The sequence below is a fragment of the Klebsiella sp. 2680 genome, assembly GCF_900198535.1.
Taxonomy (GTDB): domain Bacteria; phylum Pseudomonadota; class Gammaproteobacteria; order Enterobacterales; family Enterobacteriaceae; genus Klebsiella; species Klebsiella indica.
Genome location: NZ_FZNJ01000001.1, coordinates 1,366,464 through 1,389,706, shown reverse-complemented (window position 1 = coordinate 1,389,706; position 23,243 = coordinate 1,366,464). Strand labels below are relative to the sequence as shown.

Annotated in this window: 23 protein-coding genes; 11 read left to right on the top strand and 12 right to left on the bottom strand. The window is 55.8% G+C overall.

What is annotated here, in order from left to right; all coding sequences use genetic code 11:
- Positions 1-4: 4 nt before the first annotated feature.
- The 3 genes from secD to yajD all read left to right on the top strand — a co-directional run bounded on the left by secD (position 5) and on the right by yajD (position 3,513).
- On the top strand, positions 5-1,852 hold the full coding sequence (gene secD, locus FN037_RS06605) for a protein translocase subunit SecD (RefSeq protein WP_138358171.1): 1,848 nt from the start codon (positions 5-7) through the stop codon (positions 1,850-1,852).
- A gap of 10 nt (positions 1,853-1,862) precedes the next feature.
- Entirely contained in the window at positions 1,863-2,834 is a 972-nt protein-coding gene (gene secF, locus FN037_RS06600) for a protein translocase subunit SecF (protein WP_138358169.1), read from the top strand.
- Between the two features lie 331 nt (positions 2,835-3,165).
- Positions 3,166-3,513 carry an HNH nuclease YajD gene (gene yajD, locus FN037_RS06595; RefSeq protein WP_138358163.1) on the top strand — a complete coding sequence of 116 codons (348 nt, stop codon included), beginning with the start codon at positions 3,166-3,168 and terminating at the stop codon, positions 3,511-3,513.
- Positions 3,514-3,589: 76 nt separating this feature from the next.
- On the opposite strand, the gene FN037_RS06590 is transcribed toward yajD, so the two are convergent.
- Together FN037_RS06590 and FN037_RS06585 are read right to left on the bottom strand one after the other, a co-directional pair.
- Complete coding sequence (locus FN037_RS06590; protein WP_138358153.1) at positions 3,590-4,444, bottom strand: nucleoside-specific channel-forming protein Tsx; 855 nt, start codon at positions 4,442-4,444, stop codon at positions 3,590-3,592.
- Between the two features lie 296 nt (positions 4,445-4,740).
- Positions 4,741-5,283, bottom strand: coding sequence for a DUF3251 domain-containing protein (locus FN037_RS06585; protein WP_142501776.1), 543 nt, complete (start codon positions 5,281-5,283; stop codon positions 4,741-4,743).
- 146 nt (positions 5,284-5,429) lie between these two features.
- Between FN037_RS06585 and nrdR the strand changes: the two genes are divergently transcribed.
- From nrdR to pgpA, 6 genes are all read left to right on the top strand, one after another.
- Positions 5,430-5,879, top strand: a complete 450-nt coding sequence (gene nrdR / locus FN037_RS06580) for a transcriptional regulator NrdR (protein WP_138358149.1) — start codon at positions 5,430-5,432, stop codon at positions 5,877-5,879.
- A gap of 3 nt (positions 5,880-5,882) precedes the next feature.
- Positions 5,883-6,986: a bifunctional diaminohydroxyphosphoribosylaminopyrimidine deaminase/5-amino-6-(5-phosphoribosylamino)uracil reductase RibD gene (gene ribD, locus FN037_RS06575; RefSeq protein WP_138358147.1), complete on the top strand. Its 1,104-nt coding sequence runs from the start codon at positions 5,883-5,885 to the stop codon at positions 6,984-6,986.
- 88 nt (positions 6,987-7,074) lie between these two features.
- The gene (gene ribE / locus FN037_RS06570; protein WP_045440500.1) at positions 7,075-7,545 is read left to right on the top strand and encodes a 6,7-dimethyl-8-ribityllumazine synthase; all 471 of its coding nucleotides are present in this window, start codon (positions 7,075-7,077) and stop codon (positions 7,543-7,545) included.
- A gap of 19 nt (positions 7,546-7,564) precedes the next feature.
- Entirely contained in the window at positions 7,565-7,984 is a 420-nt protein-coding gene (gene nusB / locus FN037_RS06565) for a transcription antitermination factor NusB (RefSeq protein WP_138358145.1), read from the top strand.
- A gap of 75 nt (positions 7,985-8,059) precedes the next feature.
- A complete protein-coding gene (gene thiL, locus FN037_RS06560) occupies positions 8,060-9,037 on the top strand; it encodes a thiamine-phosphate kinase (RefSeq protein WP_142501775.1) in 978 nt (325 codons plus the stop codon).
- Positions 9,015-9,530: a phosphatidylglycerophosphatase A gene (gene pgpA, locus FN037_RS06555; protein ID WP_138358141.1), complete on the top strand. Its 516-nt coding sequence runs from the start codon at positions 9,015-9,017 to the stop codon at positions 9,528-9,530. The genes thiL and pgpA overlap by 23 nt, the downstream gene beginning before the upstream one ends.
- A 32-nt stretch (positions 9,531-9,562) precedes the next feature.
- Here pgpA and FN037_RS06550 read toward each other — a convergent pair whose 3' ends face one another.
- Genes FN037_RS06550 through xseB form a run of 4 tightly spaced genes read right to left on the bottom strand, consistent with a single transcriptional unit; the run spans position 9,563 to position 13,621 of the window.
- Complete coding sequence (locus FN037_RS06550) at positions 9,563-10,537, bottom strand: aldo/keto reductase (RefSeq protein WP_138358139.1); 975 nt, start codon at positions 10,535-10,537, stop codon at positions 9,563-9,565.
- A 60-nt stretch (positions 10,538-10,597) separates the two neighbouring features.
- Entirely contained in the window at positions 10,598-12,460 is a 1,863-nt protein-coding gene (dxs, locus tag FN037_RS06545; RefSeq protein WP_142501774.1) for a 1-deoxy-D-xylulose-5-phosphate synthase, read from the bottom strand.
- Between the two features lie 18 nt (positions 12,461-12,478).
- Positions 12,479-13,378: a (2E,6E)-farnesyl diphosphate synthase gene (ispA, locus tag FN037_RS06540; RefSeq protein WP_138358135.1), complete on the bottom strand. Its 900-nt coding sequence runs from the start codon at positions 13,376-13,378 to the stop codon at positions 12,479-12,481.
- The gene (gene xseB, locus FN037_RS06535; protein WP_138358133.1) at positions 13,379-13,621 is read right to left on the bottom strand and encodes an exodeoxyribonuclease VII small subunit; all 243 of its coding nucleotides are present in this window, start codon (positions 13,619-13,621) and stop codon (positions 13,379-13,381) included. It lies immediately after the preceding gene.
- Between the two features lie 199 nt (positions 13,622-13,820).
- Here xseB and thiI point away from each other — a divergent pair, with 199 nt between their 5' ends.
- The gene (thiI, locus tag FN037_RS06530) at positions 13,821-15,269 is read left to right on the top strand and encodes a tRNA uracil 4-sulfurtransferase ThiI (RefSeq protein ID WP_138358131.1); all 1,449 of its coding nucleotides are present in this window, start codon (positions 13,821-13,823) and stop codon (positions 15,267-15,269) included.
- Between the two features lie 57 nt (positions 15,270-15,326).
- Here thiI and yajL read toward each other — a convergent pair whose 3' ends face one another.
- Positions 15,327-15,917, bottom strand: a complete 591-nt coding sequence (gene yajL / locus FN037_RS06525) for a protein deglycase YajL (RefSeq protein ID WP_142501773.1) — start codon at positions 15,915-15,917, stop codon at positions 15,327-15,329.
- The gene (panE, locus tag FN037_RS06520) at positions 15,880-16,791 is read right to left on the bottom strand and encodes a 2-dehydropantoate 2-reductase (RefSeq protein ID WP_138358127.1); all 912 of its coding nucleotides are present in this window, start codon (positions 16,789-16,791) and stop codon (positions 15,880-15,882) included. Before panE ends, yajL begins: the two co-directional genes overlap by 38 nt.
- 142 nt (positions 16,792-16,933) lie before the next feature.
- On the opposite strand from panE, the gene FN037_RS06515 reads away from it, so the two are divergent.
- Positions 16,934-17,425 (top strand): YajQ family cyclic di-GMP-binding protein, encoded by a 492-nt coding sequence (locus tag FN037_RS06515; RefSeq protein WP_138358125.1) that lies wholly within the window; start codon positions 16,934-16,936, stop codon positions 17,423-17,425.
- 245 nt (positions 17,426-17,670) lie between these two features.
- Here FN037_RS06515 and FN037_RS06510 read toward each other — a convergent pair whose 3' ends face one another.
- The 4 genes from FN037_RS06510 to FN037_RS06495 all read right to left on the bottom strand — a co-directional run bounded on the left by FN037_RS06510 (position 17,671) and on the right by FN037_RS06495 (position 23,243).
- Positions 17,671-19,035: an MFS transporter gene (locus FN037_RS06510; protein WP_142501772.1), complete on the bottom strand. Its 1,365-nt coding sequence runs from the start codon at positions 19,033-19,035 to the stop codon at positions 17,671-17,673.
- Positions 19,036-19,280: 245 nt separating this feature from the next.
- The gene (locus tag FN037_RS06505; RefSeq protein ID WP_138358121.1) at positions 19,281-20,645 is read right to left on the bottom strand and encodes an aromatic acid/H+ symport family MFS transporter; all 1,365 of its coding nucleotides are present in this window, start codon (positions 20,643-20,645) and stop codon (positions 19,281-19,283) included.
- 10 nt (positions 20,646-20,655) lie between these two features.
- Positions 20,656-21,474 carry a sugar phosphate isomerase/epimerase family protein gene (locus tag FN037_RS06500; RefSeq protein ID WP_142501771.1) on the bottom strand — a complete coding sequence of 273 codons (819 nt, stop codon included), beginning with the start codon at positions 21,472-21,474 and terminating at the stop codon, positions 20,656-20,658.
- A gap of 65 nt (positions 21,475-21,539) precedes the next feature.
- Positions 21,540-23,243: an FAD-dependent oxidoreductase gene (locus FN037_RS06495; RefSeq protein WP_142501770.1), complete on the bottom strand. Its 1,704-nt coding sequence runs from the start codon at positions 23,241-23,243 to the stop codon at positions 21,540-21,542.

The following is a 23,243-nucleotide window of genomic DNA, read 5'->3' as shown; positions in this document are numbered from 1 at the left end:
TGCCGTGTTAAACCGTTATCCTTTGTGGAAGTACGTCATGCTGGTCGTCGTTATTGTCGTCGGCTTAGTCTATGCGCTTCCCAACCTGTATGGTGAGGATCCGGCTGTTCAAATCACTGGCGCGCGCGGCGTCGCCGCCAGTGAGCAAACGCTGATCCAGGTCCAGAAAACACTACAAGAAGAAAAAATTACCGCGAAGTCTGTGGCACTGGAAGAGGGCGCAATTCTCGCGCGCTTCGACACCACCGATATCCAGCTGCGCGCGCGCGAAGCGCTAATGGGCGCGCTGGGTGACAAATACGTCGTGGCGCTTAACCTTGCTCCGGCAACGCCACGCTGGCTGGCGGCCCTGTACGCCGAGCCGATGAAGCTGGGTCTTGACCTGCGGGGCGGCGTGCACTTCCTGATGGAAGTCGACATGGATACCGCGCTGAGTAAACTGCAGGAGCAGAATATCGACAGCCTGCGCAGCGAGCTGCGTGATAAAGGCATTCCTTACACCACCGTGCGTAAAGCCGATAACTACGGCCTGACCATCGCTTTTCGCGACAGCGCGGCACGCGACCAGGCTATCTCTTACCTTAGCCCGCGTCACCGCGATCTGGTTATTTCCTCCCAGGGCAGTACCGGTCTGAAGGCCGTGATGACCGATGATCGCCTGAAAGAAGCCCGCGAATATGCCGTTCAGCAGAACATCAATATCCTGCGTAACCGTGTAAACCAACTGGGCGTTGCCGAACCGCTGGTTCAGCGTCAGGGGTCTGACCGTATTGTGGTTGAGCTGCCGGGTATCCAGGATACCGCGCGCGCGAAAGAGATTTTGGGCGCAACCGCGACGCTGGAATTCCGTCTGGTTAACACCAACGTTGACAGCGCCGCAGCCGCTGCAGGCCGCGTTCCGGGCGACTCGGAAGTGAAATATACTCGTGAAGGCCAGCCGGTTGTGCTGTATAAGCGGGTGATCCTCACTGGTGACCATATCACCGACTCGACGTCGAGCATGGATGAGTTCAACCAGCCGCAGGTTAATATCTCTCTCGATAGCGCTGGCGGCAACATCATGTCTAACTTCACCAAGGACAACATCGGTAAACCGATGGCGACCCTGTTTGTGGAGTATAAAGACAGCGGTAAGAAAGATGCCAGCGGTCGTGCGATTCTGGCAAAAGAGGAAGAGGTGATTAACATCGCCAACATCCAGTCTCGCCTGGGGAATAGCTTCCGTATTACCGGCATCAGCAATGCCACCGAAGCGCGTCAGCTCTCGCTGCTGCTGCGTGCGGGCGCATTGATTGCGCCGATTCAGATTGTTGAAGAGCGTACCATTGGCCCAACTCTGGGTATGCAGAACATCAAGCAGGGCCTGGAGGCTTGTCTGGCCGGTCTGGTGGTCTCTATTCTGTTTATGATTTTCTTCTACAAGAAGTTCGGCCTGATTGCGACTTCGGCGCTGATTGCAAACCTGGTGCTGATTGTCGGCATTATGTCCCTGATTCCGGGGGCGACGCTGACCATGCCGGGGATTGCGGGGATCGTGTTAACCCTTGCGGTGGCGGTTGACGCCAACGTTCTGATTAACGAGCGTATTAAAGAAGAGCTGAGTAACGGGCGTACCGTGCAGCAGGCGATTGACGAAGGTTATCGCGGCGCGTTCAGTTCCATCTTTGACGCCAACATCACCACGCTGATTAAAGTCATCATCCTGTACGCAGTCGGTACCGGCGCCATTAAAGGGTTTGCGATTACCACCGGTATCGGTATTGCGACCTCAATGTTTACCGCTATCGTCGGCACCCGTGCCATCGTGAACCTGCTGTACGGCGGCAAGCGCGTTAAAAAGCTGTCTATCTGAGGAGTGCGTTGTGGCACAGGAATATACTGTTGAACAATTGAACCACGGCCGTAAAGTCTGGGACTTTATGCGCTGGGACTACTGGGCCTTCGGCATTTCGGGTTTTTTGCTGATTCTGTCCATCATTATCATGGGCGTGCGCGGGTTTAACTGGGGGCTTGATTTCACCGGTGGTACGGTGATTGAAATTACCCTCGAAAAACCTGTCGATATGGACCAGGTGCGCGCGTCGCTGCAGAAGGCGGGCTTTGAAGAGCCGCAGTTGCAAAACTTCGGCAGCAGTCGCGATATTATGGTGCGTATGCCGCCGGTACATGAAGCCAAAGGTAGCCAGGAGCTGGGCAGCAAAGTTGTACAGGTGATTAACGACTCAACCAGCCAGAACGCAACGGTTAAACGCATTGAGTTTGTGGGGCCGAGCGTCGGAGCAGATCTTGCTCAGACCGGCGCCCTGGCGCTGATCGCCGCGCTGGTATGCATCCTGATTTACGTCGGTTTCCGCTTTGAATGGCGTCTGGCTGCCGGGGTGGTTATCGCGCTGGCGCACGACGTGGTGATTACGATGGGCGTACTGTCGCTACTGCATGTTGAGATTGACCTGACTATCGTGGCATCGTTGATGTCGGTTATCGGTTACTCGCTTAATGACAGTATCGTGGTATCTGACCGTATTCGTGAAAACTTCCGTAAGATTCGCCGCGGTACGCCGTACGAAATCTTTAACGTGTCGTTAACACAGACGCTGCACCGTACCTTGATCACATCCGGGACCACTTTGATGGTTATCCTGATGCTGTATCTCTTTGGCGGTCCGATTCTGCAGGGCTTCTCGCTGACCATGTTGATCGGCGTCTCTATCGGTACGGCTTCTTCTATTTACGTGGCGTCCGCGCTGGCGCTGAAGCTGGGCATGAAGCGCGAGCATATGCTGCAGCAGAAAGTGGAGAAAGAAGGGGCGGATCAGCCGTCTATTCTGCCTTAATTACGCGTTCACGTTATCACTGGGATCCCGGCCATCTGGCCGGGATTTTTTATGGTTACAGCAGTGTACATCCTCGCTACGCTTTATGATGAATGGCCTTTGACATGGCGTAATGCCAGTGAATTTCTCTCTCATTCGGGGCTACTTACGTCCGTGCCTATTGGATCATAACGCTCCTGGGTTAAGCGATTTTTTACGTAAAGTACGCCGTGAAAACAGGCCATAAAAATCCAGCGGTGAACGCTAGCTTCTGCATCCTCCACGGGCAATGGCGCGCGCAGAGTGTTAAACTTCCCCCTAACCCTACCTTTAACGCAGATACAGAGTCATTATGGCGATTATCCCTAAGAACTATACCCGGCTGGAAAACGGCTATCGTGAAAAGGCGCTCAAATTATTCCCGTGGGTATGCGGGCGATGCTCTCGCGAATTTGTTTACTCCAACCTGCGCGAGCTGACGGTCCATCATATCGATCACGACCACACCAATAACCCGGAAGACGGCAGTAACTGGGAACTGCTATGCCTGTATTGTCACGATCATGAGCATTCGAAATATACCGAAGCGGATCAGTATGGATCGACCGTGATTGCCGGGGAGGACGCGCAGAAAGATGTCGGCGTCGCGACGCATAATCCCTTCGCTAATTTGAAAGCGATGATGGATAAAAAGAAATAAAAAAGCACCGGCGAGTGGCTCGTTCGGTGCTTTCTCTATGCCCGGCCTTATGTTGGGCGGGCGGTAAATAAACCGCTTAGAAGTTATAACCAACGACCAGGTAACCAGCCCAGCCGGTAGACTTAACCGTTTCGGATTGCCATACCGGTTGAGCGTCGTTTTCCCACTGTCCGCCGTTATGGAAATAACGCGCTACGATGGAGTAGTGCCAGTGATCGTAGTTCAGCGCCAGGATGTGGCTTGAGGCGATGGAGTTGCTGGTACGGTACTGAGAGTCGCCCAGATCGGAGCCCCAGTCAAAGTTAGTGAAGCCGATGTAGCTCAGGTTACCGCCCCACAGGTCGGTCAGCGGCACAAAGTATTTCACTTTGAAACGATAGCCATCCCACTCGTTTTCGTTATCAGCCAGGTAGTTCTGCCACTGATATTTCGCATAGACGTTCAGGGAGAGGCTCATCGGCAGGCCAGTGTCGATATCGGTACCCAGACCCATATACCAGGTGCTCTGACGACCAGACTTATTGCGGCCCATATCATAGATGTAGTTGTTGGCGAAATACCACTCTTTGAACGGGCCAAAGCTCAGGTCTGTTCCGGTCAGTTTGTCGATAGAGAAACGCGGCTCAATTTCCATAAACAGGGGAGAACCGTGGTTCCAGATCCCCTTCGCATTGGTGTTACCGCCGAAGAATACCGGGGCATCCATATAGCCGTAGAAATCGAACCAGTCTTTCTTCGCAAACGCCTCATATTCCAGGTAGGTATCGTTACGCAGCTGCGGCCCGAAACGGGTATGGTAGCTCCCCACCACGTTTACGCTTTGATGCCACCAGTCAGACAGATATTGCGGTTTGTCGTTTTCTGCCGCGCTGGCGGAGAAAGATGCGGAAAGGGCCAGAGTTGCGCCAGCTGCCAGTAATGTTTTTTTCATATTGATGCCACTGTTTAAATTAAGCCTGAAGGCGTTACAAGAATCGCCGAAGCGTTTCTGAATATTTCATATTTCTGTGGTGTATATTATATGAATCATTGCTCACAAAAATATGTGTTTTTTCATATGGTGAAGACATAAGCAATCGATTGCGTTCACATTTTTATGCATTGATTGACGAAATGCCATTAAAATTCATAAGAATTGTCAATTTCTAATGAACCTATCAGGAAATTTGTGAATGGATTCGTAAGGCGGGAAAGCGCCGGCGGTTTGTGACCGCCGGCGAAACAAGGTTACTGCATCTCTGTGGGCTGGATATCGTGGATACGGACAAAGCCGAGTTGCTCCGGGGAGACGCCGTTCAGACGCAGCGGAATATTGATATCGCTCGGCGCCAGAATGCTGGCTGGCGCGTTAATGAGCTGATTTTGTACGTTGACTTCCTGATAGCTGTCGGTTGTACCGCGGATCTGCCCGAAGGCGACCGTTGCGCTAAAAGCGGGTAGCGGATCGTTGGATTCTCCCTGGATGCGCAGGGTCAGTCGGGTACTGTCGCCCTCCGGAGTGATGTTGAGCAGCGACATACGCAGGGTGCCAATCTGAGTTTTGAGCCGGGCAGGCGTTTTCGCTCCCGGCAGCAGGTAAACGCCGCTGCTTGATTTCGCATTCAGGGCGTTTTGCTGCGTGATTTCTATCGTTTGCTGATTTAGCTGGCTCATCTCTTTGCTCAGCGTACTCACGCTCTGGTTCATCTGGTGGATTTCGCTTTGCTGTGCGCAGGCGCTGAGGGTGAAAAGGCTGCCCATGAGGGCCAGTTTTAAATAACGTCTTGTCATCGTTGGGATTCCGTTAACAGAGGATGATTAATGGTAGTCTGTCCGGATAGCGCACCATAGATCCTTTATCTCAAAAGCTCTTTCTTTGTTGTCGGGTCACTTCGCGGTAAACTACCCGCCAGTTTAACTACATGTCAGGACGCGCTATGCACTGCCCTTTCTGTTTCGCCGTAGATACCAAAGTTATCGACTCTCGTCTGGTGGGCGAGGGCTCTTCCGTGCGCCGTCGTCGCCAGTGTCTGGTCTGTAATGAACGCTTTACGACGTTTGAGGTGGCGGAACTGGTGATGCCTCGGGTGGTAAAAAGCAACGATGTGCGTGAACCCTTTAATGAGGACAAACTGCGCAGCGGGATGCAAAAAGCGCTGGAGAAGCGCCCGGTCAGCGCCGATGACGTGGAAATGGCGATAAACCACATTAAAACCCACCTGCGCGGCACCGGCGAGCGCGAAGTGCCGAGCAAAATGATCGGCAATCTGGTGATGGAGCAACTGAAAAAGCTCGATAAAGTCGCCTATATCCGTTTTGCTTCCGTCTATCGTAGTTTCGAAGATATTAAAGAGTTCGGCGAAGAGATCGCCCGTCTACAGGATTAAGCCATGCAGGACGAAATGTACATGGCGCGCGCGCTTAAGCTTGCTGCGCGCGGCCGCTTCACCACGCATCCCAACCCGAATGTCGGCTGCGTGATCGTCAAAGACGGCGAGATTGTCGGCGAGGGTTTTCACTATCGCGCTGGCGAACCGCACGCGGAAGTTCATGCGCTGCGCATGGCGGGCGAAAAAGCAAAAGGGGCGACGGCTTACGTCACGCTGGAACCCTGTAGTCATCACGGGCGGACGCCGCCGTGCTGCGAAGCACTGATTGTGGCGGGCGTGGCCCGGGTGGTCGCCGCGATGCAGGACCCGAATCCGCAGGTCGCGGGGCGCGGTTTATACCGTCTGCAGCAGGAAGGCGTTGACGTCAGCCACGGGCTGATGATGAACGAGGCCGAAGCGCTGAATAAAGGCTTTCTGAAGCGGATGCGCACGGGATTCCCGTATGTCCAGCTTAAAATGGGCGCGTCGCTGGATGGCCGCACGGCGATGGCCAGCGGCGAGAGCCAGTGGATAACGTCACCGCAGGCGCGACGCGACGTGCAGCGTCTGCGCGCGCAAAGCCACGCCATCCTCACCAGCGGCGCCACGGTGCTGGCGGACGATCCGGCGCTCACGGTGCGCTGGCAGGAACTGGATGCCGATACCCAGGCGTTGTATCCGCAAGAAGACCTGCGCCAGCCTTTACGGATCGTCATCGACAGCCAGAATCGCGTGACGCCGCAGCATCGTATTGTGCAGCAGGCAGGCGAAACGCTGTTTGCCCGTACCCGCGAAGATGAACGCCAGTGGCCGGAGAACGTGCGTAGCCTGCTGGTGCCGGCGCATAACGGCCATCTTGACCTGGTTTCGCTGATGATGCTGCTGGGGAAACAGCAGATTAACTCGATTTGGGTCGAGGCCGGACCAGCGCTCGCCGGCGCGCTGTTACAGGCCGGGGTGGTGGATGAGCTTATCGTCTATATTGCGCCTAAACTGTTAGGCAACGACGCGCGGGGATTGTGCGTATTGCCGGGGCTTGAGAAACTTAGCCAGGCGCCCCATTTCAAATTCAACGAGATACGTCATGTAGGCCCGGATATTTGCCTGCATTTAGTGAATGCCTGATTTCCCCGGTCAAAAGGGAAAGCAGTGTGCCGATTATTGTGATAGAATCCGCCCCCCTTGCGGGGCCAAATGAACCCGAAGGAAGAGTATGAACATTATTGAAGCTAACGTTGCTACCCCGGACGCTCGCGTCGCCATCACCATTGCGCGTTTCAACAACTTTATCAATGACAGCCTGCTGGAGGGTGCGATTGACGCCCTGAAACGCATTGGTCAGGTAAAAGATGAAAACATTACCGTTGTTTGGGTGCCCGGCGCGTATGAGCTGCCGCTGGCGGCTGGCGCGCTGGCAAAAACCGGTAAATATGACGCGGTGATTGCGCTGGGTACCGTTATTCGGGGCGGCACTGCGCACTTTGAATATGTGGCTGGCGGAGCAAGCAATGGCCTGGCGCACGTCGCTCAGGATAGCGGCATTCCGGTAGCCTTCGGTGTTCTGACCACTGAAAGTATTGAACAAGCCATCGAACGTGCTGGTACCAAAGCCGGTAACAAAGGCGCTGAAGCCGCGCTGACCGCGCTGGAAATGATTAACGTATTGAAAGCCATTAAGGCCTGATTTTTGTAAGGGGAATTCCGTGAAACCTGCTGCTCGTCGCCGCGCTCGTGAGTGTGCTGTCCAGGCGCTTTACTCCTGGCAGTTGTCCCAGAACGACATCGCTGATGTCGAATACCAGTTCCTGGCGGAACAGGATGTGAAAGATGTGGACATTCTGTATTTCCGTGAGCTGCTGTCCGGAGTGGCGACTAACAGCGCATATCTCGACGGCCTGATGAAGCCGTACCTGTCTCGTCTGCTGGACGAGCTGGGTCAGGTGGAAAAGGCAGTGCTGCGTATCGCGCTGTTTGAACTGGCAAAGCGCAGCGATGTACCGTACAAAGTTGCGATTAACGAAGCCATCGAGCTGGCAAAAACCTTTGGCGCTGAAGATAGCCACAAGTTTGTCAACGGCGTGCTGGACAAAGCAGCCCCGGTAATTCGTCCCAACAAAAAGTAAACGCCAGGGCCGGTTTTGCAGAGTTCTGCTCTCTGCAATCCGGTCTTATTTTTTTCTTTTGCTGAGGCATAACGTATGGCATGCGGCGAATTTTCCCTGATTGCCCGTTATTTTGATCGTGTAAAAAGCGCCCGTCTTGATGTTGAAACCGGCATTGGCGACGACTGCGCACTCCTGAATATCCCCGAGAAAAAAACGCTGGCAATCAGCACCGACACTCTGGTGGCGGGAAACCATTTTTTACCTGATATCGACCCTGCCGACCTGGCTTATAAAGCGCTGGCGGTGAATTTGAGCGACCTTGCGGCAATGGGCGCTGAACCGGCGTGGTTAACGCTGGCTCTGACCCTGCCGGAAGCGGACGAAGCGTGGCTGGAGGCCTTTAGCGACAGCCTGTTTGTTCAGCTTAGCTATTATGATATGCAGCTGATTGGCGGCGATACCACTCGCGGGCCGCTGTCGATGACGCTGGGCATTCACGGCTTCGTGCCGCCGGGACGTGCGTTGAAGCGCTCCGGAGCGAAGCCGGGCGACTGGATTTATGTCACCGGGACGCCGGGGGATAGCGCTGCGGGCCTGGCGATTTTGCAGGCGCGGCTACAGGTTGAAGACGCGGCCGATGCCGATTATCTGCTGGCGCGCCATCTGCGCCCGCTACCGCGTATTCTGCAGGGCCAGGCGCTGCGCGATCTGGCAAGCTCCGCCATCGATCTTTCCGACGGTCTGATTTCCGATCTGGGGCATATTCTCAACGCCAGCGGCTGCGGCGCGCGCGTTGATCTGGATATGATGCCGTTCTCGGATGCGATGCTGCGCCAGGTTGACGCGGAGCAGGCGCTCCGCTGGGCGCTTTCCGGCGGCGAAGATTACGAGCTGTGCTTTACCGTGCCTGAACTTAACCGCGGGGCCCTGGATGTCGCTCTCGCCCATCTTGGCGCGCGTTTTACCTGTATCGGGCAGATCCTGCCGGAAAACGAAGGTCTGCACTTTACCCGCGAGGGGAAGGCGGTCACGCTGAACTTTAAGGGGTATGACCATTTTGGTGCGGAGTAAAGATGTCGCGAAAAGCCGCCTGAAGATGCGTAATCCCTGGCATCTGCTGGCGACCGGTTTTGGCAGCGGGTTAAGTCCTGTCGTGCCTGGAACCATGGGATCGCTGGCGTCGATTCCATTCTGGTATCTGATGACTTTTCTCCCCTGGCAGCTCTATTCGCTGGTGGTGATGATGAGCATCTGCATCGGCGTGTATATCTGTCACCGTACGGCGAAAGATATGGGTACCCACGATCACGGCAGTATCGTCTGGGACGAGTTTGTCGGGATGTGGATCACCCTGATGGCTTTGCCGACGCTGGACTGGCAGTGGGTTGCCGCAGGGTTTGTTATTTTCCGTATTTTTGATATGTGGAAGCCGTGGCCGATCCGCTGGTTCGATCGCAATATCCACGGCGGGATGGGCATTATGGTGGACGATATCGTCGCCGGAGTGATTTCCGCCGGGGTCCTGTACGTGATTGGCCATCACTGGCCGATAGGCCTGTTCTGACGACAACCCGGCCAGCAGGCCGGGCGTTGTGTTTACTTGAATCCCACTGTGGGATGCGGTTTATATGGCGCTTCCAGCTTTTCAATCTGCGCCGGCGTGAGGCTTAAATCGACCGCATGAAGCAGCTCATCCAGTTGTTCCTGTCTTGAGGCGCCGATAATCGGTGCGGCCACGGTCGGCTTGCTTAACAGCCAGGCCAGCGCCACCTGAGCGCGCCCGGCGTCAAGTTCTTCCGCGACTTCGGCAAGGTTTGCCGCAACCTGTTTATCGTTTTCATCCGTTGTGTTGTAGAGGGACTTACCGAATTCATCCGATACCAGACGGGCGGTGGTTTCCCCCCACGGGCGAGTCAGGCGACCGCGCGCCAGCGGGCTCCACGGCATCACCGCGACGCCTTTACGGCTACACAGCGGCAACATCTCGTTTTCCTCTTCACGATAAATCAGATTGTAGTGGTCCTGCATGGTGACGAAGCGCGCCCAGTTATTCTGCTCCTGCAACGCCAGCGCCTGGGCAAACTGCCGGGCATGCATCGACGAGGCGCCGATATAGCGCGCTTTACCCGCCTTAACGACATCGTTTAGCGCTTCCAGGGTCTCTTCAATCGGGGTGGCGTAATCCCAGCGGTGGATTTGCAGCAGATCGACATACTCCATGTTGAGACGGCGCAGGCTGTCGTCAATGGATCGCAGGATTTGCCCCCGTGACAGTCCCTGGGGCAGATCGCCCACCTGATGGTAAACCTTCGTGGCGACGATAACGGCATCGCGGCGGGCATACTCACGCAGCGCGCGACCGAGGATCTCTTCGCTGCTGCCGTCGGAATAGTTGTTCGAGGTGTCGAAAAAATTGATGCCGCCTTCAAGGGCATGCTTGATCAGCGGACGGCTGCTCTCTTCCGGTAAGGTCCAGGCGTGGTTACCGCGATCCGGTTCGCCGAACGTCATACAGCCGAGGCACAGCCGGGAAACGCGCAGATCGGTATTGCCAAGGGGAATGTAGTGCATAATGCGCTCCTGCTACGAATAAAGAATATCGTTTAAGCATAGCAGGAGCCGTGATGGGAATTATGCTAACCAGACGTGGATTTTGGCTTCAATACCGGCGGCATCGAGGCCGAGGTCGGCATGAACCTCTTCTTGCGTTCCCTGCGGAATAAAGCAATCAGGCAGGCCAAGATTCAGCACCGGAACCATGCGGCGGCGGGACATCAGCAGCTCATTCACGCCGCTGCCCGCACCGCCCATAACGGCATTCTCTTCAAGGGTCACCAGCGCTTCATGTTCGGCGGCCAGTTGCAGGATCAGCGCGTCATCCAGCGGTTTGGCAAAACGCATATCCACCAGAGTGGCATCAAGCTTTTCCGCTACTTTTGCGGCTTGCGGCAGCAGCGTGCCGAAATTAAGCATGGCGATCTTCTTACCTTCGCGTTTCACCACCCCTTTACCGATAGCCAGCGAAGACAGCGGTTCAAATGCCGCGCCGGTACCTGAACCGCGCGGGTAGCGCACGGCGCTCGGGCCATCGTTGTAGTGATAGCCGGTATACAGCATCTGGCGACATTCGTTCTCATCGCTCGGGGTCATGATAACCATATCCGGGATACAGCGCAGGAAGGAGATATCAAACGCGCCCTGATGGGTCTGCCCATCGGCGCCGACGATCCCCGCACGGTCGATGGCGAAAAGCACCGGCAGCTTCTGGATCGCGACATCGTGAATCACCTGGTCATAGGCGCGCTGCAGGAAGGTGGAGTAAATCGCCACCACCGGCTTGTAGCCGCCAATCGCCAGCCCGGCGGCAAAAGTCACCGCATGCTGCTCGGCGATAGCGACGTCGAAATACTGGTCAGGATATTTTTTCGAGAACTCGACCATCCCGGAGCCTTCGCGCATCGCCGGGGTGATGGCCATTAATTTGTCATCTTTCGCGGCGGTTTCGCACAGCCAGTCGCCGAAGATTTTTGAGTAAGTAGGCAGACCGCCGCTGCTTTTGGGCAGCACGCCGCTGGTGTGGTCGAATTTCGGCACCGCATGGAAGGTAATCGGGTCTTTTTCGGCGGGCTCATAGCCGCGGCCTTTTTTGGTCATAATATGCAGGAACTGGGGTCCTTTCAGATCGCGCATATTCTTCAGCGTATTAACCAGGCCGATAACATCGTGGCCATCCACCGGCCCAATGTAGTTAAAGCCCAGCTCTTCAAACAGCGTTCCCGGTACCACCATGCCTTTGAGATGTTCTTCGGTGCGTTTGAGCAACTCTTTGATGGGCGGTACGCCTGAAAAGACCTTTTTGCCGCCTTCACGCAGTGTGGAATAAAGCTTGCCGGAGAGCAGTTGCGCCAGATGGTTGTTTAGCGCCCCGACATTTTCGGAGATCGACATTTCATTGTCATTGAGGACCACCAACAGGTCGGGTTTGATGTCGCCCGCGTGGTTCATCGCTTCAAATGCCATCCCGGCGGTTATTGCCCCATCGCCGATAACGCAGACCGCGCGGCGCTGCTTATCTTCTTTGGCCGCGGCGATCGCAATCCCAATCCCGGCGGAGATGGAGGTCGAAGAGTGACCAACGCTCAGTACGTCATACTCGCTTTCTCCGCGCCACGGGAAAGGATGAAGCCCGCCTTTCTGGCGGATGGTGCCGATTTGGTCGCGGCGACCGGTCAGAATTTTATGCGGGTATGCCTGATGGCCCACGTCCCAGATCAGGCGATCAAACGGCGTGTTATAGACGTAATGTAGCGCCACAGTGAGCTCTACTGTACCGAGGCCGGAGGCAAAGTGCCCGCTGGAACGGCTGACGCTGTCCAGCAGATAACGCCGTAGTTCATCGCACAGTTTTGGCAGACTATCTTTTGGCAACAGACGCAACTCCTGGGTGGAATCCACCAGCGCCAGGGTCGGGTATTTGGCAATATCAAAACTCATCAGAGACTCATTTATTGTTTATTTATCGCGCTGAATTATGTAATTCGCGAGCGCGTTCAGCGCCGTGATATCCAGAGATTGCGCGGCCAGTTCATTTAGCGACTGGCGAGCATCAGTAATCAGATCATGGGCTTTTTTCCGGGCTTGCTCAAGTCCCAGAAGGGCGGGGTAGGTGCTTTTGCCCAACTGCTGGTCGGCTCCCTGACGTTTGCCGAGTGTCGCAGTATCCCCTACTACATCAAGAATGTCATCCTGGACCTGGAAAGCCAGACCGATATTTTCCGCATAGCGGTCAAGGGCGGGCAGCGCTTTACGCCCCGCATCCCCCGCGCTCAATGCTCCCAGTCGCACCGCCGCGCGGATGAGCGCCCCGGTCTTGTGGCGATGAATACGCTCCAGCGCCTGCAGATCAACCTGCTGACCTTCCGCCTGCAGATCCAGCGCCTGACCGCCGCACATACCGGCGATGCCGCTGGCCTGCGCCAGTTCAGAAATCATCGCCAGACGATCGCGATCCGGCACTTCCGGCATGGAGGCATCACTCAGTATAGAAAACGCCAGCGTTTGCAGGGCGTCTCCGGCAAGAATAGCGTTCGCTTCGCCGAATTTAATATGGCAGGTCGGCTGGCCGCGGCGTAAATCGTCATCATCCATCGCCGGCAGATCGTCGTGTATCAGCGAATAAGCATGAATGCACTCAACGGCGGCGGCGGGGGCGTCCAGCGTGGAACGACTGACGCCAAACATGTCGCCGGTGGCATAAACCAGAAACGGGCGCAGGCGTTTGCCGCCCAAGAGTGCGCCATATTGCATGGCTTCGACCAGCGGAGTGTTCTGAAAAGGCTGAGGCGCGATAAAGCGACGAAGGGCATCGTTGGCTTGTTCAACACAAGCCTGTAGCTGTTGGGGAAAGTCCATTTATTCAGCGTCCGGCGTAAAAGATGTAAGCGGCGCGTCTTCGCTATCCGCCAGCAGAATTTGTACGCGCTGCTCTGCCTGCTGCAGTTTGGCCTGCCCCTGGCGCGCCAGCTGTATTCCGCGCTCAAATTCCCCGAGCGCTTCTTCTAACGGCAGTGAGCCGCTTTCCAGACGATTAACAATCTGTTCCAGCTCGCTCAGGGCGGTTTCAAAACTGGCCGGGGCCTCATTTTTCTTTGGCATAGTGAATATAGACTCTTGTCATGTCTTAATAGCGATCAATATGGTAACGAAGTCGCGCGGTTAATCAAATAACGCGCAATGCCAGGTGAAAAGCGCCCAATAGTGGTATACTCCGCGCCCTGGATGCAGACGCCGATCGCGCCTGTACAACTTTTTATGCTTAAAAGCCCACCGGGCTTGCTAACGAACTATTGTCGCTATGAAGTTTATCATTAAATTGTTCCCGGAAATCACCATCAAAAGCCAATCTGTGCGATTGCGCTTCATTAAAATCTTAACCGGGAACATTCGTAACGTTCTCAAGAACTATGATGAGACGCTTGCCGTCGTTCGTCACTGGGACCATATCGAAGTCCGGGCGAAAGATGAAAATCAGCGCCCGGCTATCCGCGACGCGCTGACCCGCATTCCCGGTATTCACCATATTCTGGAAGTTGAAGATGTTCCTTTTACTTCCCTGCACGACATTTTCGAACAGACTCTGCCGCTATGGCGTGAAACGCTGGAAGGCAAAAGTTTCTGCGTGCGCGTTAAGCGTCGCGGTAAGCATGAGTTTACCTCTATTGAAGTAGAACGCTACGTCGGCGGCGGTTTAAACCAGCATATTGAAACGGCGCGGGTGAAGCTGACCAACCCGGATGTGACGGTCAACCTTGAGATCGAAAACGATCGTCTGCTGCTGGTGAAAGGGCGCTACGAAGGTATTGGCGGTTTCCCGATCGGTACTCAGGAAGATGTCCTGTCACTGATTTCCGGCGGTTTCGATTCCGGCGTCTCCAGCTATATGCTGATGCGTCGCGGCTGCCGCGTGCATTACTGTTTCTTCAACCTTGGCGGCGCGGCGCATGAAATCGGCGTGCGTCAGGTGGCGCATTACCTGTGGAATCGCTTCGGTAGTTCTCATCGTGTCCGTTTTGTGGCGATTAACTTTGAACCGGTGGTTGGTGAAATTCTTGAGAAAGTCGATGACGGCCAGATGGGCGTGGTGCTCAAGCGTATGATGGTCCGCGCGGCGTCAAAAGTTGCCGAGCGCTACGGCGTGCAGGCGCTGGTGACTGGCGAGGCCTTAGGCCAGGTCTCCAGTCAGACGCTGACCAACCTGCGCCTGATCGACAACGTTTCGGATACGCTGATTCTGCGTCCGCTGATTTCGCACGATAAAGAGCACATTATTAATCTGGCGCGCGAAATCGGCACCGAAGATTTTGCCCGCACCATGCCCGAATATTGCGGCGTTATTTCGAAAAGTCCGACGGTGAAAGCGGTGAAGGCCAGGATCGAGGCGGAAGAAGAGCATTTCGATTTCAGTATCCTTGATAAAGTGGTGGCGGAAGCGAATAACATTGATATTCGCGATATCGCTCAGCAGACCGGGCAGGACGTGGTGGAAGTGGAGACCGTCAGCGGTTTCGGCCCCGATGACATGATCCTCGATATCCGTTCTGTTGATGAACAGGACGATAAGCCGCTGAAGGTGGACGGCGTGGAGGTGGTTTCTCTGCCGTTCTATAAGCTGAGCACCAAATTTGGCGATCTCGACCAGAGTAAAACCTGGCTGTTGTGGTGCGAGCGCGGCGTGATGAGCCGTCTGCAGGCGCTGTATCTGCGCGAGCAGGGCTTTGACAACGTGAAGGTGTATCGCCCTTAGTTTTTTGCATCAAGGCGCAAACATGAAAAACGGCAATCCTGGGTTGCCGTTTTGCGTCTATTCATAGTAGTTATAAATACCCGCCGCCATCACCAGCTGTGAAGCGACGTCGTGCGCTTTTTCGCGCCCAACCAGCAGATCGATTATCTTCAAGGCGAAATCAATTGCTGTTCCCGGCCCCTGACTGGTGAGCAGTTTTACGCGAGGGTCCCATACCACACGTTTATCCAGCCACTGTTCGGCGGGGATTTTGTCTTTCAATGCCGGGAAGCCGGTCATATTGCCGATGGGGAAGATAGCGTGCGGAACAAGCACCGTGGCGGCCGCTGCACAAATCGCGGCGACAATACGCCCGGAACGGTGGAACTGCTTAACGGTTTCGACCAGCAGCGGGCTGTCGCGGAAGCACTCTGCCCCCTTAATGCCGCCGGGTAAAACGATGATATCGAAATCGCCGTCGGCCACGTCAACCAGCGGCGCATCGGCCAGCAGCCTGACGCCGCGTGAGCAGACGATGGTCAGATCGCCATCGCTGGCGACGCTCGCCGTGGTGACCCTGATGCCGCCGCGAACGAGTAAATCAATGGTGGTGACTGCTTCGGTCTCTTCGCTACCAGGGGCGAGGCAAATCAGTGCCGACGCGCTCATATTCATTCTCCTTATGCTTTACCAGTTCAAACAGACGGGTATTTTCCGGTACGGCGATGCCGTGGGCGCGAGCGCGTTTTAACAGAAAACCAGTGATATAGTCGATTTCCGTATGGCGCTGGGCGAGAATATCCTGCAGCATAGAAGAGGTATTTTCTGCCGTACTTTCAATAACCTGATGAACATAGAATAACAGGTTTTCCGGCGAGGTATGCATTCCCTCGCGCTCCATAACCGCCGCAACCTCATAACAAATCGCGGCGACCTCCTGCGGGTATGCGCGTAACTCGCCGTTCCGGCAATTTTTCAACGCCGTCAGCGGGTTAATCACGCAGTTCACCGCCAGCTTACTCCAGATTGCGGGATAGATATTGTTATGCCAGGCAACGTCGGGCAACACGCGCTGCAGAACATCGGCGAGATAGCTGTAGTCCTGCGGATAGTTTTTTGCCGGGCCAATATGGCTGGTACCGTTGGCGACATGGATGATGACGTTGCCGTCGCGACGGGCCGCCTGGGTTGTCGAAGCCATCAGCAACGGCTGCTTGATGGTTTTAAGTTCATCCACAGTGCCCATGCCATTATGCATTAACAGAACCGGCGATGATGCGGGCAGGGCGGCGCTGAGATTTTTCACCGCGTTAGAAACCTGCCAGGCTTTTAGCGTCACCAGCAACAGGTCGCTGCTGGCGAGGAATTCAGGATCGTTAGCGGTGAAGGATTCGTTAAACACGCTACCGTCGGTTTCAATCACATTAACGCTGCAGAATGGTTGAGGGACGCGTAGCCAGCCCTGGACTTCATGTCCGTGTTTGTACAGCGCAGTTAGCCATAACTGTCCCAGTGCACCGCATCCGAGTACGGTTACTTTCATTATTCCTCCTCACCTGTAAGTGCTGCATCAGGTGTTCATGGCTAAAGTATAGCGTTATCAGTTATCCTCTCGGGATAACAAGTTGAGTTATGTTGCGTTGCAGGTATTATGCAACGCAAAAGAAACGGAAGGAGAGGAAAAGATGCCATCTTTCGATATTGTCTCTGAAGTCGATCTTCAGGAAGTTCGAAACGCCGTAGAGAACGCGGGCCGTGAGGTTGAATCGCGTTTTGATTTTCGTAACGTTGAAGCGAGCTTTGAACTGAACGAAAAAAACGAGACCATCAAGGTCCTCAGCGAGTCTGATTTTCAGGTTAACCAGCTATTGGATATCCTGCGCGCCAAGCTGCTGAAACGCGGCATTGAAGGCAGCTCAATCGAGGTGCCGGATGAGTTTGTGCACAGCGGTAAAACCTGGTTTGTCGATGCAAAGCTGAAGCAAGGGATTGAGAGCGCGACGCAGAAGAAAATCGTCAAGCTTATTAAGGACAGCAAGCTGAAAGTACAGGCACAGATTCAAGGGGAAGAAATTCGCGTTACCGGTAAGTCTCGCGACGATCTGCAGTCGGTTATGGCGCTGGTGCGCGGCGGTGATTTAGGCCAGCCGTTCCAGTTCAAAAACTTCCGCGATTAAGCGCGCGGGAGCCTTTGCAGGATTGATATTACTATAAAAGCGGGTTAACCCCGCTTCAGATTGCTGACAAAGTGCGTTTTTCCGGAATTGCCCGGCGGCGCTTCGCTTGCGCGGGCCTACGAAAAACCCATAACATATATGATATTATTGATTTTATATGCCGGGTGGCGGCTGACGCCTGACCCGGCCTGCAAATGCTGACTGCCGTTTTCTATTGGTTCACGCTAACCTGCGATGAACCTTTTTTATACCCCTTTGATAGCCTGCTCAATCTCAAAGCGGTTAGTGATCTTACTGTCTATTTTGATGTAGACCGAACGCTCTTCAGCAATCACCAGCACCTCTTTTACGCCCTCTTTGGCCTGTAAACGTTCCTGTAATATCACATCCGCAGCGACATCATCGGGGATCTCGACCCGCAGGCTGCTGACGTACGGTGGTTCACTCATGGTGCTGGCCACCAGTAGCCACAGCATCGCCAGCAGCGCGCCAAGCAGGAACACGGTTTGTGCGTCAAAGAAGCCATCCACCCAACCGCCAACAGCTCCGCCAATCGCCACGCCGAGGAACTGGCTGGTGGAGTAAACCCCCATTGCGGTGCCTTTGTAACCGGCCGGTGATTCTTTACTGATTAACGATGGCAACAGCGCTTCCAGCAGATTAAACGCGAGGAAGAACAATTGCACGCCCGCCACCAGTTCCCAGAAGTAGCCCCCGGCACCCCAGAGCACGATCTCAGCAATCAGCAGGATCGCAACGCACAGCAGGAAAACGCGTTTCATTTTGCGCTTTACTTCGGCGTAGATAATAAACGGCACCACGGCGATGAAGGAGACCACCATGGTGACCAGATAGATTTTCCAGTGTTCGGCGGCGGGAAAACCGGCGGCCTCAAGCTGTCCCGGCAGGGCGACGAAGGTGGACATCAGCATGGTATGCAGACACATAATGCCGAAGTTGAGTCTTAGCAGTCTGGGTTCAGCAAGCACTTTACTGAAGCAGCCTTTTACCATCCCGGACTCACGATTCAGTACGTGATGACGGCTGTTTGGCACCACCCATAGCGTGAGCAGAATGCCGAGCGTTGCCAGAGCGGCAATCATCCAGAAGAGCGCATGCAGGCCCAACTGATGGGTCACTATGGGGCCGAGAACCATCGCGATAGCAAAGGTGATGCCAAAACTGACGCCAATAAAGGCCATGGCTTTCGTGCGATTCTGTTCACGTGTTAAATCGGAAAGCAGCGCCATTACCGCCGCGGCAATCGCCCCGGAGCCTTGCAGCGCACGGCCCAGAATAATGCCCCAGATAGCGTCGGAAAGGGCGGCGATAACGCTGCCGAGAATAAAGATTAACAGACCGCCGACTATCAGCGGTTTGCGCCCGATCCTGTCAGAAAGCAGGCCGAAAGGGATCTGAAATATTGCCTGGGCCAGCCCGTAAATGCCAATTGCCAGACCGATGAGCGCTTCACTGGCGCCTTGTAACGCCATGCCATAGGTGGTCAGAACCGGCAGGACCATAAACATGCCGAGCATACGCAGAGAGAATACGGCCCCCAAACCCCAGGTCGCGCGCAGTTCGCCTGGCGTCATTTTGTTATCGTTCATTACTACCTCAATATAAAAATTGCGACTAGTGTAGTGGTGGTAGCATGAAGCGTAAATAAATGTTTGTTTAACAGATATTACGACAGTGTTGCATGATGAGGGGAGGCGGTAATCGCCGGACGGTCTGCCAGCGGCACCGATGCGGGTCAGACGCAACGGCGAGGATGAATGACGGATAACGGGTCAGCCCAATCTGAAACCACCGGGGGCTCCGGTGGTTTTTGTCCTGGTTCCGCGCGGTTAATTTATGGCGCGCTCCTGATTGCCGTCGCCGGGGATGCGGATTTTTTCGTCGCATCGGCGGCAAAAATACCTTTAGCCGCCAGCCCGGCGACGGTGATCGCGGCGGGAATGCCAAGGATCAGGAAAACGCTTTCGAAGCGGAGGTTCAGCGCCAGCATTTCAGCCCCGGCAAAGGCGCTGAGGATGGCTCCCATCCGACCAACCCCATGCATCCAACTGGAGCCTGTGGCCCGCGCTTCTGTGGGATAATAGCGGGCGGAGAGCGCGTTCATACCCGTATTTGCGCCATTTAAACAGGCACCGCTGATAAATGCCAGCAGGCAAATGAGCGCAAAGCTTGCCGCCGCATAGCCCATCGCCATCGTAAACAGGCCGCCCACCGCGTAAATAAACCCAAGTGCCCGATGCGGGTTGATTCGGTCCATCAGCCAGCCAGCGAACAGCGAACCAATAGTTCCGCCCGCCTGGTACATTGCCGTCATCACCGCCGCCTGGCTGACCGTCAGGCCCACCTCTTTAACCAGCGTCGGTAGCCAGCTACCGAGGAGATAAACCAAAAAAAGCCCCATAAAGTAAACCAGCCATAGCATCAGCGAACCGAAGCGATACTGGCGGGAGAGCACGATGCGCATCGCATTGGTACTGGCGGGCTGTACCGGGAGGCTGAATTCGGCGTTATCGGCGATTTGTCCGGGATAGAGGCGCCGCAAAATCTTGCGAATGCGTTCGGCTGGCGCTCGCTTAACCACCAGAAAGCGCACTGATTCGGGCAACAGCCAGATGAGTAGCGGCGCGAACAACAGCGGGAGAATACCGCCGAGCAGCATCAGTGAATGCCAGCCAAATTTCGGGATCAGCCATGATGCGGAGAAACCGCCTGCCGCCGCGCCAAAGGTGAAACCACAAAAAATAATCGTAATCAGAAACGAACGCTGGCGCTCGGGGGCGTACTCCGATACCAGAGTGCCGATATTCGGCATCGCGGCGCCTAATCCCAGCCCGGTCATAAAGCGAAAGAACACCATCTGTTCAATATTATGTGAAAGCGCAGTGGCGATGGTCCAGAAGCCGAAGAAAAAGACGCTGTTGATGATAATTTTTTTCCGCCCCAGCCAGTCGGCGAGCGGCCCGGAGAAAATGGCGCCCAGCGCGAGGCCGATCAGCGCCGCGCTAATCACGAAGCCAAGTTCGTGATTGCTTACTCCCCACTCCTGTTTTAACGCCGGGGCGATAAAACCCATTATGGCGATATCAAAACCGTCCAGCGCGATCACGCAAAAACCTAAAAACACCACCAGTTTCTGGAATCGGCTGAGCGGATTGGCGTTGATTAACTCCCGAACGTCAAGGCGATGAGTCTGTGTCATTAGCCTCTCCTTATGCGCAAGGGCGCAGATAGGACTGCGCGGCGTTAAACAGCAGTTGCGCGCGAGTCAGCGGCGGCAACGCGCCACGTTCTCCGCTCAGTGGAACCTCGATCGAGACCGGCAGCATGGGCGGAAGCGCCGCCATCAGGCCATGCAGATCGAGCCCACCTTCGCCGGGCACCTTACGTGCGGCGCGGGCCTGGTAAATCAGTTCCTGTTCATCAGCGGGCATGAGCGGCGAGGCATCACAAAGTTGCATATAGTTGAGGCTATTTTGGGGCAGTTCAGCGAGCGTCGAAAGGGATTCGCCCGCCCGCCAGAAGTGGAGCGCGTCGATCAAAATACCGATATCTGAGCGGCCGCTGGCGTCGATCAGCGCCCGGGCATCGGCGATGGTGCGCAGGTGAGTCCAGGGCATGGGTTCCAGGTTCATGGTTAAGTCATACTCCCGACCGGCTTCGGCAAGGCGGGCGAGATTTTCCGCGCTGCGCGCGAGATTTTCATCGTTTCCGGCGACCAGTACCTGTTTGGCCCCCAGGCACGTAGCGGTGTCGAAGAACCGCTGCAGACGGGCGTTCAATGAAAAATCCGGCGTCAGGCGGACGATCTCAACGTCTGAGACGCCAATACCGGTTTCCTTCAGCGCCGCCAGGGTATCACGGACGGTGGCGGTATCGCCGAGCATGTCATAATCCGGGTCGGACGGCGTTGCGGGGAGCAGGCGCAGGCCTACGTGGCTGTAACCGGTTTGTGCCGCGATCCGCACCTGTTCCGGCGGAGGGACGTCGAGTAGGGTAAGCGCAGCGAGTGACAGGGTACGCATGTTCATAATGGACTCCAGTACAGTTGCAGGTGGTTGTTGTTATGTGTATCGCCGTCCCTGGTAAAATCTTTTTAATGCATTGTTTTATTAATGCTTTCCGTTAATTTTTTTCCGACCAGATAGCCAAAGGTCATCGCTGGCCCAAGCGTGATACCGCCGCTGGGATAGAATCCCCGCATCACGCTCGACATATCGTTACCGATGGCGTAAAGGCCCGGAATCGGCTGTTGCCGGGCATCCAGTACGTGGGCGCAGTCATCGGTTTGTAGTCCGCTAAAGGAACCTAAAGAGCCGGGAAGAATGCGCACGGCATAAAAAGGCGCATCGCTGAGTTTTCCCAGCGTGGGGTGGCCTGAGCGGCTGGCATCGCCCTGGGCGCGGTTATAGGCCGATGCGCCGCGCTGAAAGTCTGTGTCTTCGCCCTTGTCGGCAAAGCCGTTAAAGTGGGCGATGGTTTCCACCAGCTGTTGCGGATTGATTGCGCATTTTTCCGCCAGGGCTTTCAGCGTTTCGCCGGTGTGCAGATAGCCGGTCCGTCGCCAGGCCTCCGGGGTAAAAGGGAAGGGGCGGGCATGGCCTAATCCATACCGCCGCAGCGCCCGACTATCGGCAATCAGCCATGCTTGCGGCGTTTCGCCGGGTGGCGTCGCTTTAAGCAGCGCGGCGATAAAATCGTGATAGGAGTCGGCTTCATTGGTGAAGCGTTTGCCGTTGGGCAAAACGGCAATAAAGCCGGGTTTCGCGCGTTCCACCAGGTGCGGGAACACCAGTTGCAGCCCGCTGGCGAGGGTGACGCGCGAGACCGGCGCCCAGGCCATGGGGTGTCTGAGCGAGGTATCAAACTGGCCGCCGACCGATTCGCCGAGCCGAATACCGTCGCCCTGATTGCCCGGGGGGGCCGCGGAGAAGTGTCCATAGCCGCTGGCGGCGTGCGGCACATTTTCCGCCAGCCGTTGTCTGTCGTGAGGAAAGCCGCCGCAGGCAAGGATCACCGCCCCGGAGCGGACATGTATCTCGCCGCCATCGCTGTGCAATATCGCCCCTTCAACGCGGTTGTCGGCGGTGAGCAGGCGTTGTACCGGCGCGTTAAGCTGAAAGTTAACCCCTGCGTCCAGCGCCGAACGTAGCAGGCGGGCGACCAGCGCATTGCCGTTCACCAGGTGCTGTCCGCGTCCGGCGCGCAGACGCTGCCAGCCGTGACGTAGCAGGCGACGGGTCGCATACAGCGCCGAGCGCGGTGAACGGGTGGCGTTGAAAAAGTGCGCCATATCCGTCCCGCCGGCAATGCCCATTCCCGCGAGGCTGATGGTTTCCAGCGGCGGGCGCAGGCGATATAACCACTCCCCCAGCAGGCGTCCATCAAAAGGCCGGGCCGTGACCGAGCGGCCGCCCTGTGCATATCCCGGAGAGTTATGAAAATCAGGCATTTTGCTGCCGGAAAGAAACTGCACCGCCGTGTGACGACGGAAGAAGTCGATCATCTCCGGTCCGTACTTCAGAAAGGCGCGCAGGCGCGCGTCAGCTTCCTGCCCGTCCATTTCATGTCGCAGATAGGTGAGCGGCGCATCGGGATCTTCGGTAATGCCCTCCTCGCGCGCCAACGGATTATGTGGGATCCACAGCCAGCCGCCGGACCAGGCGCTGGTGCCGCCAATGACCGACTCCTTTTCCGCGACCAGCACGCTGGCGCCGCCGAGCGCGGCGGTAACGGCGGCGGAGAGCCCCGCCGCGCCGGAGCCGACCACCAGAACATCAACGTTCATCTGTCCGCTCAT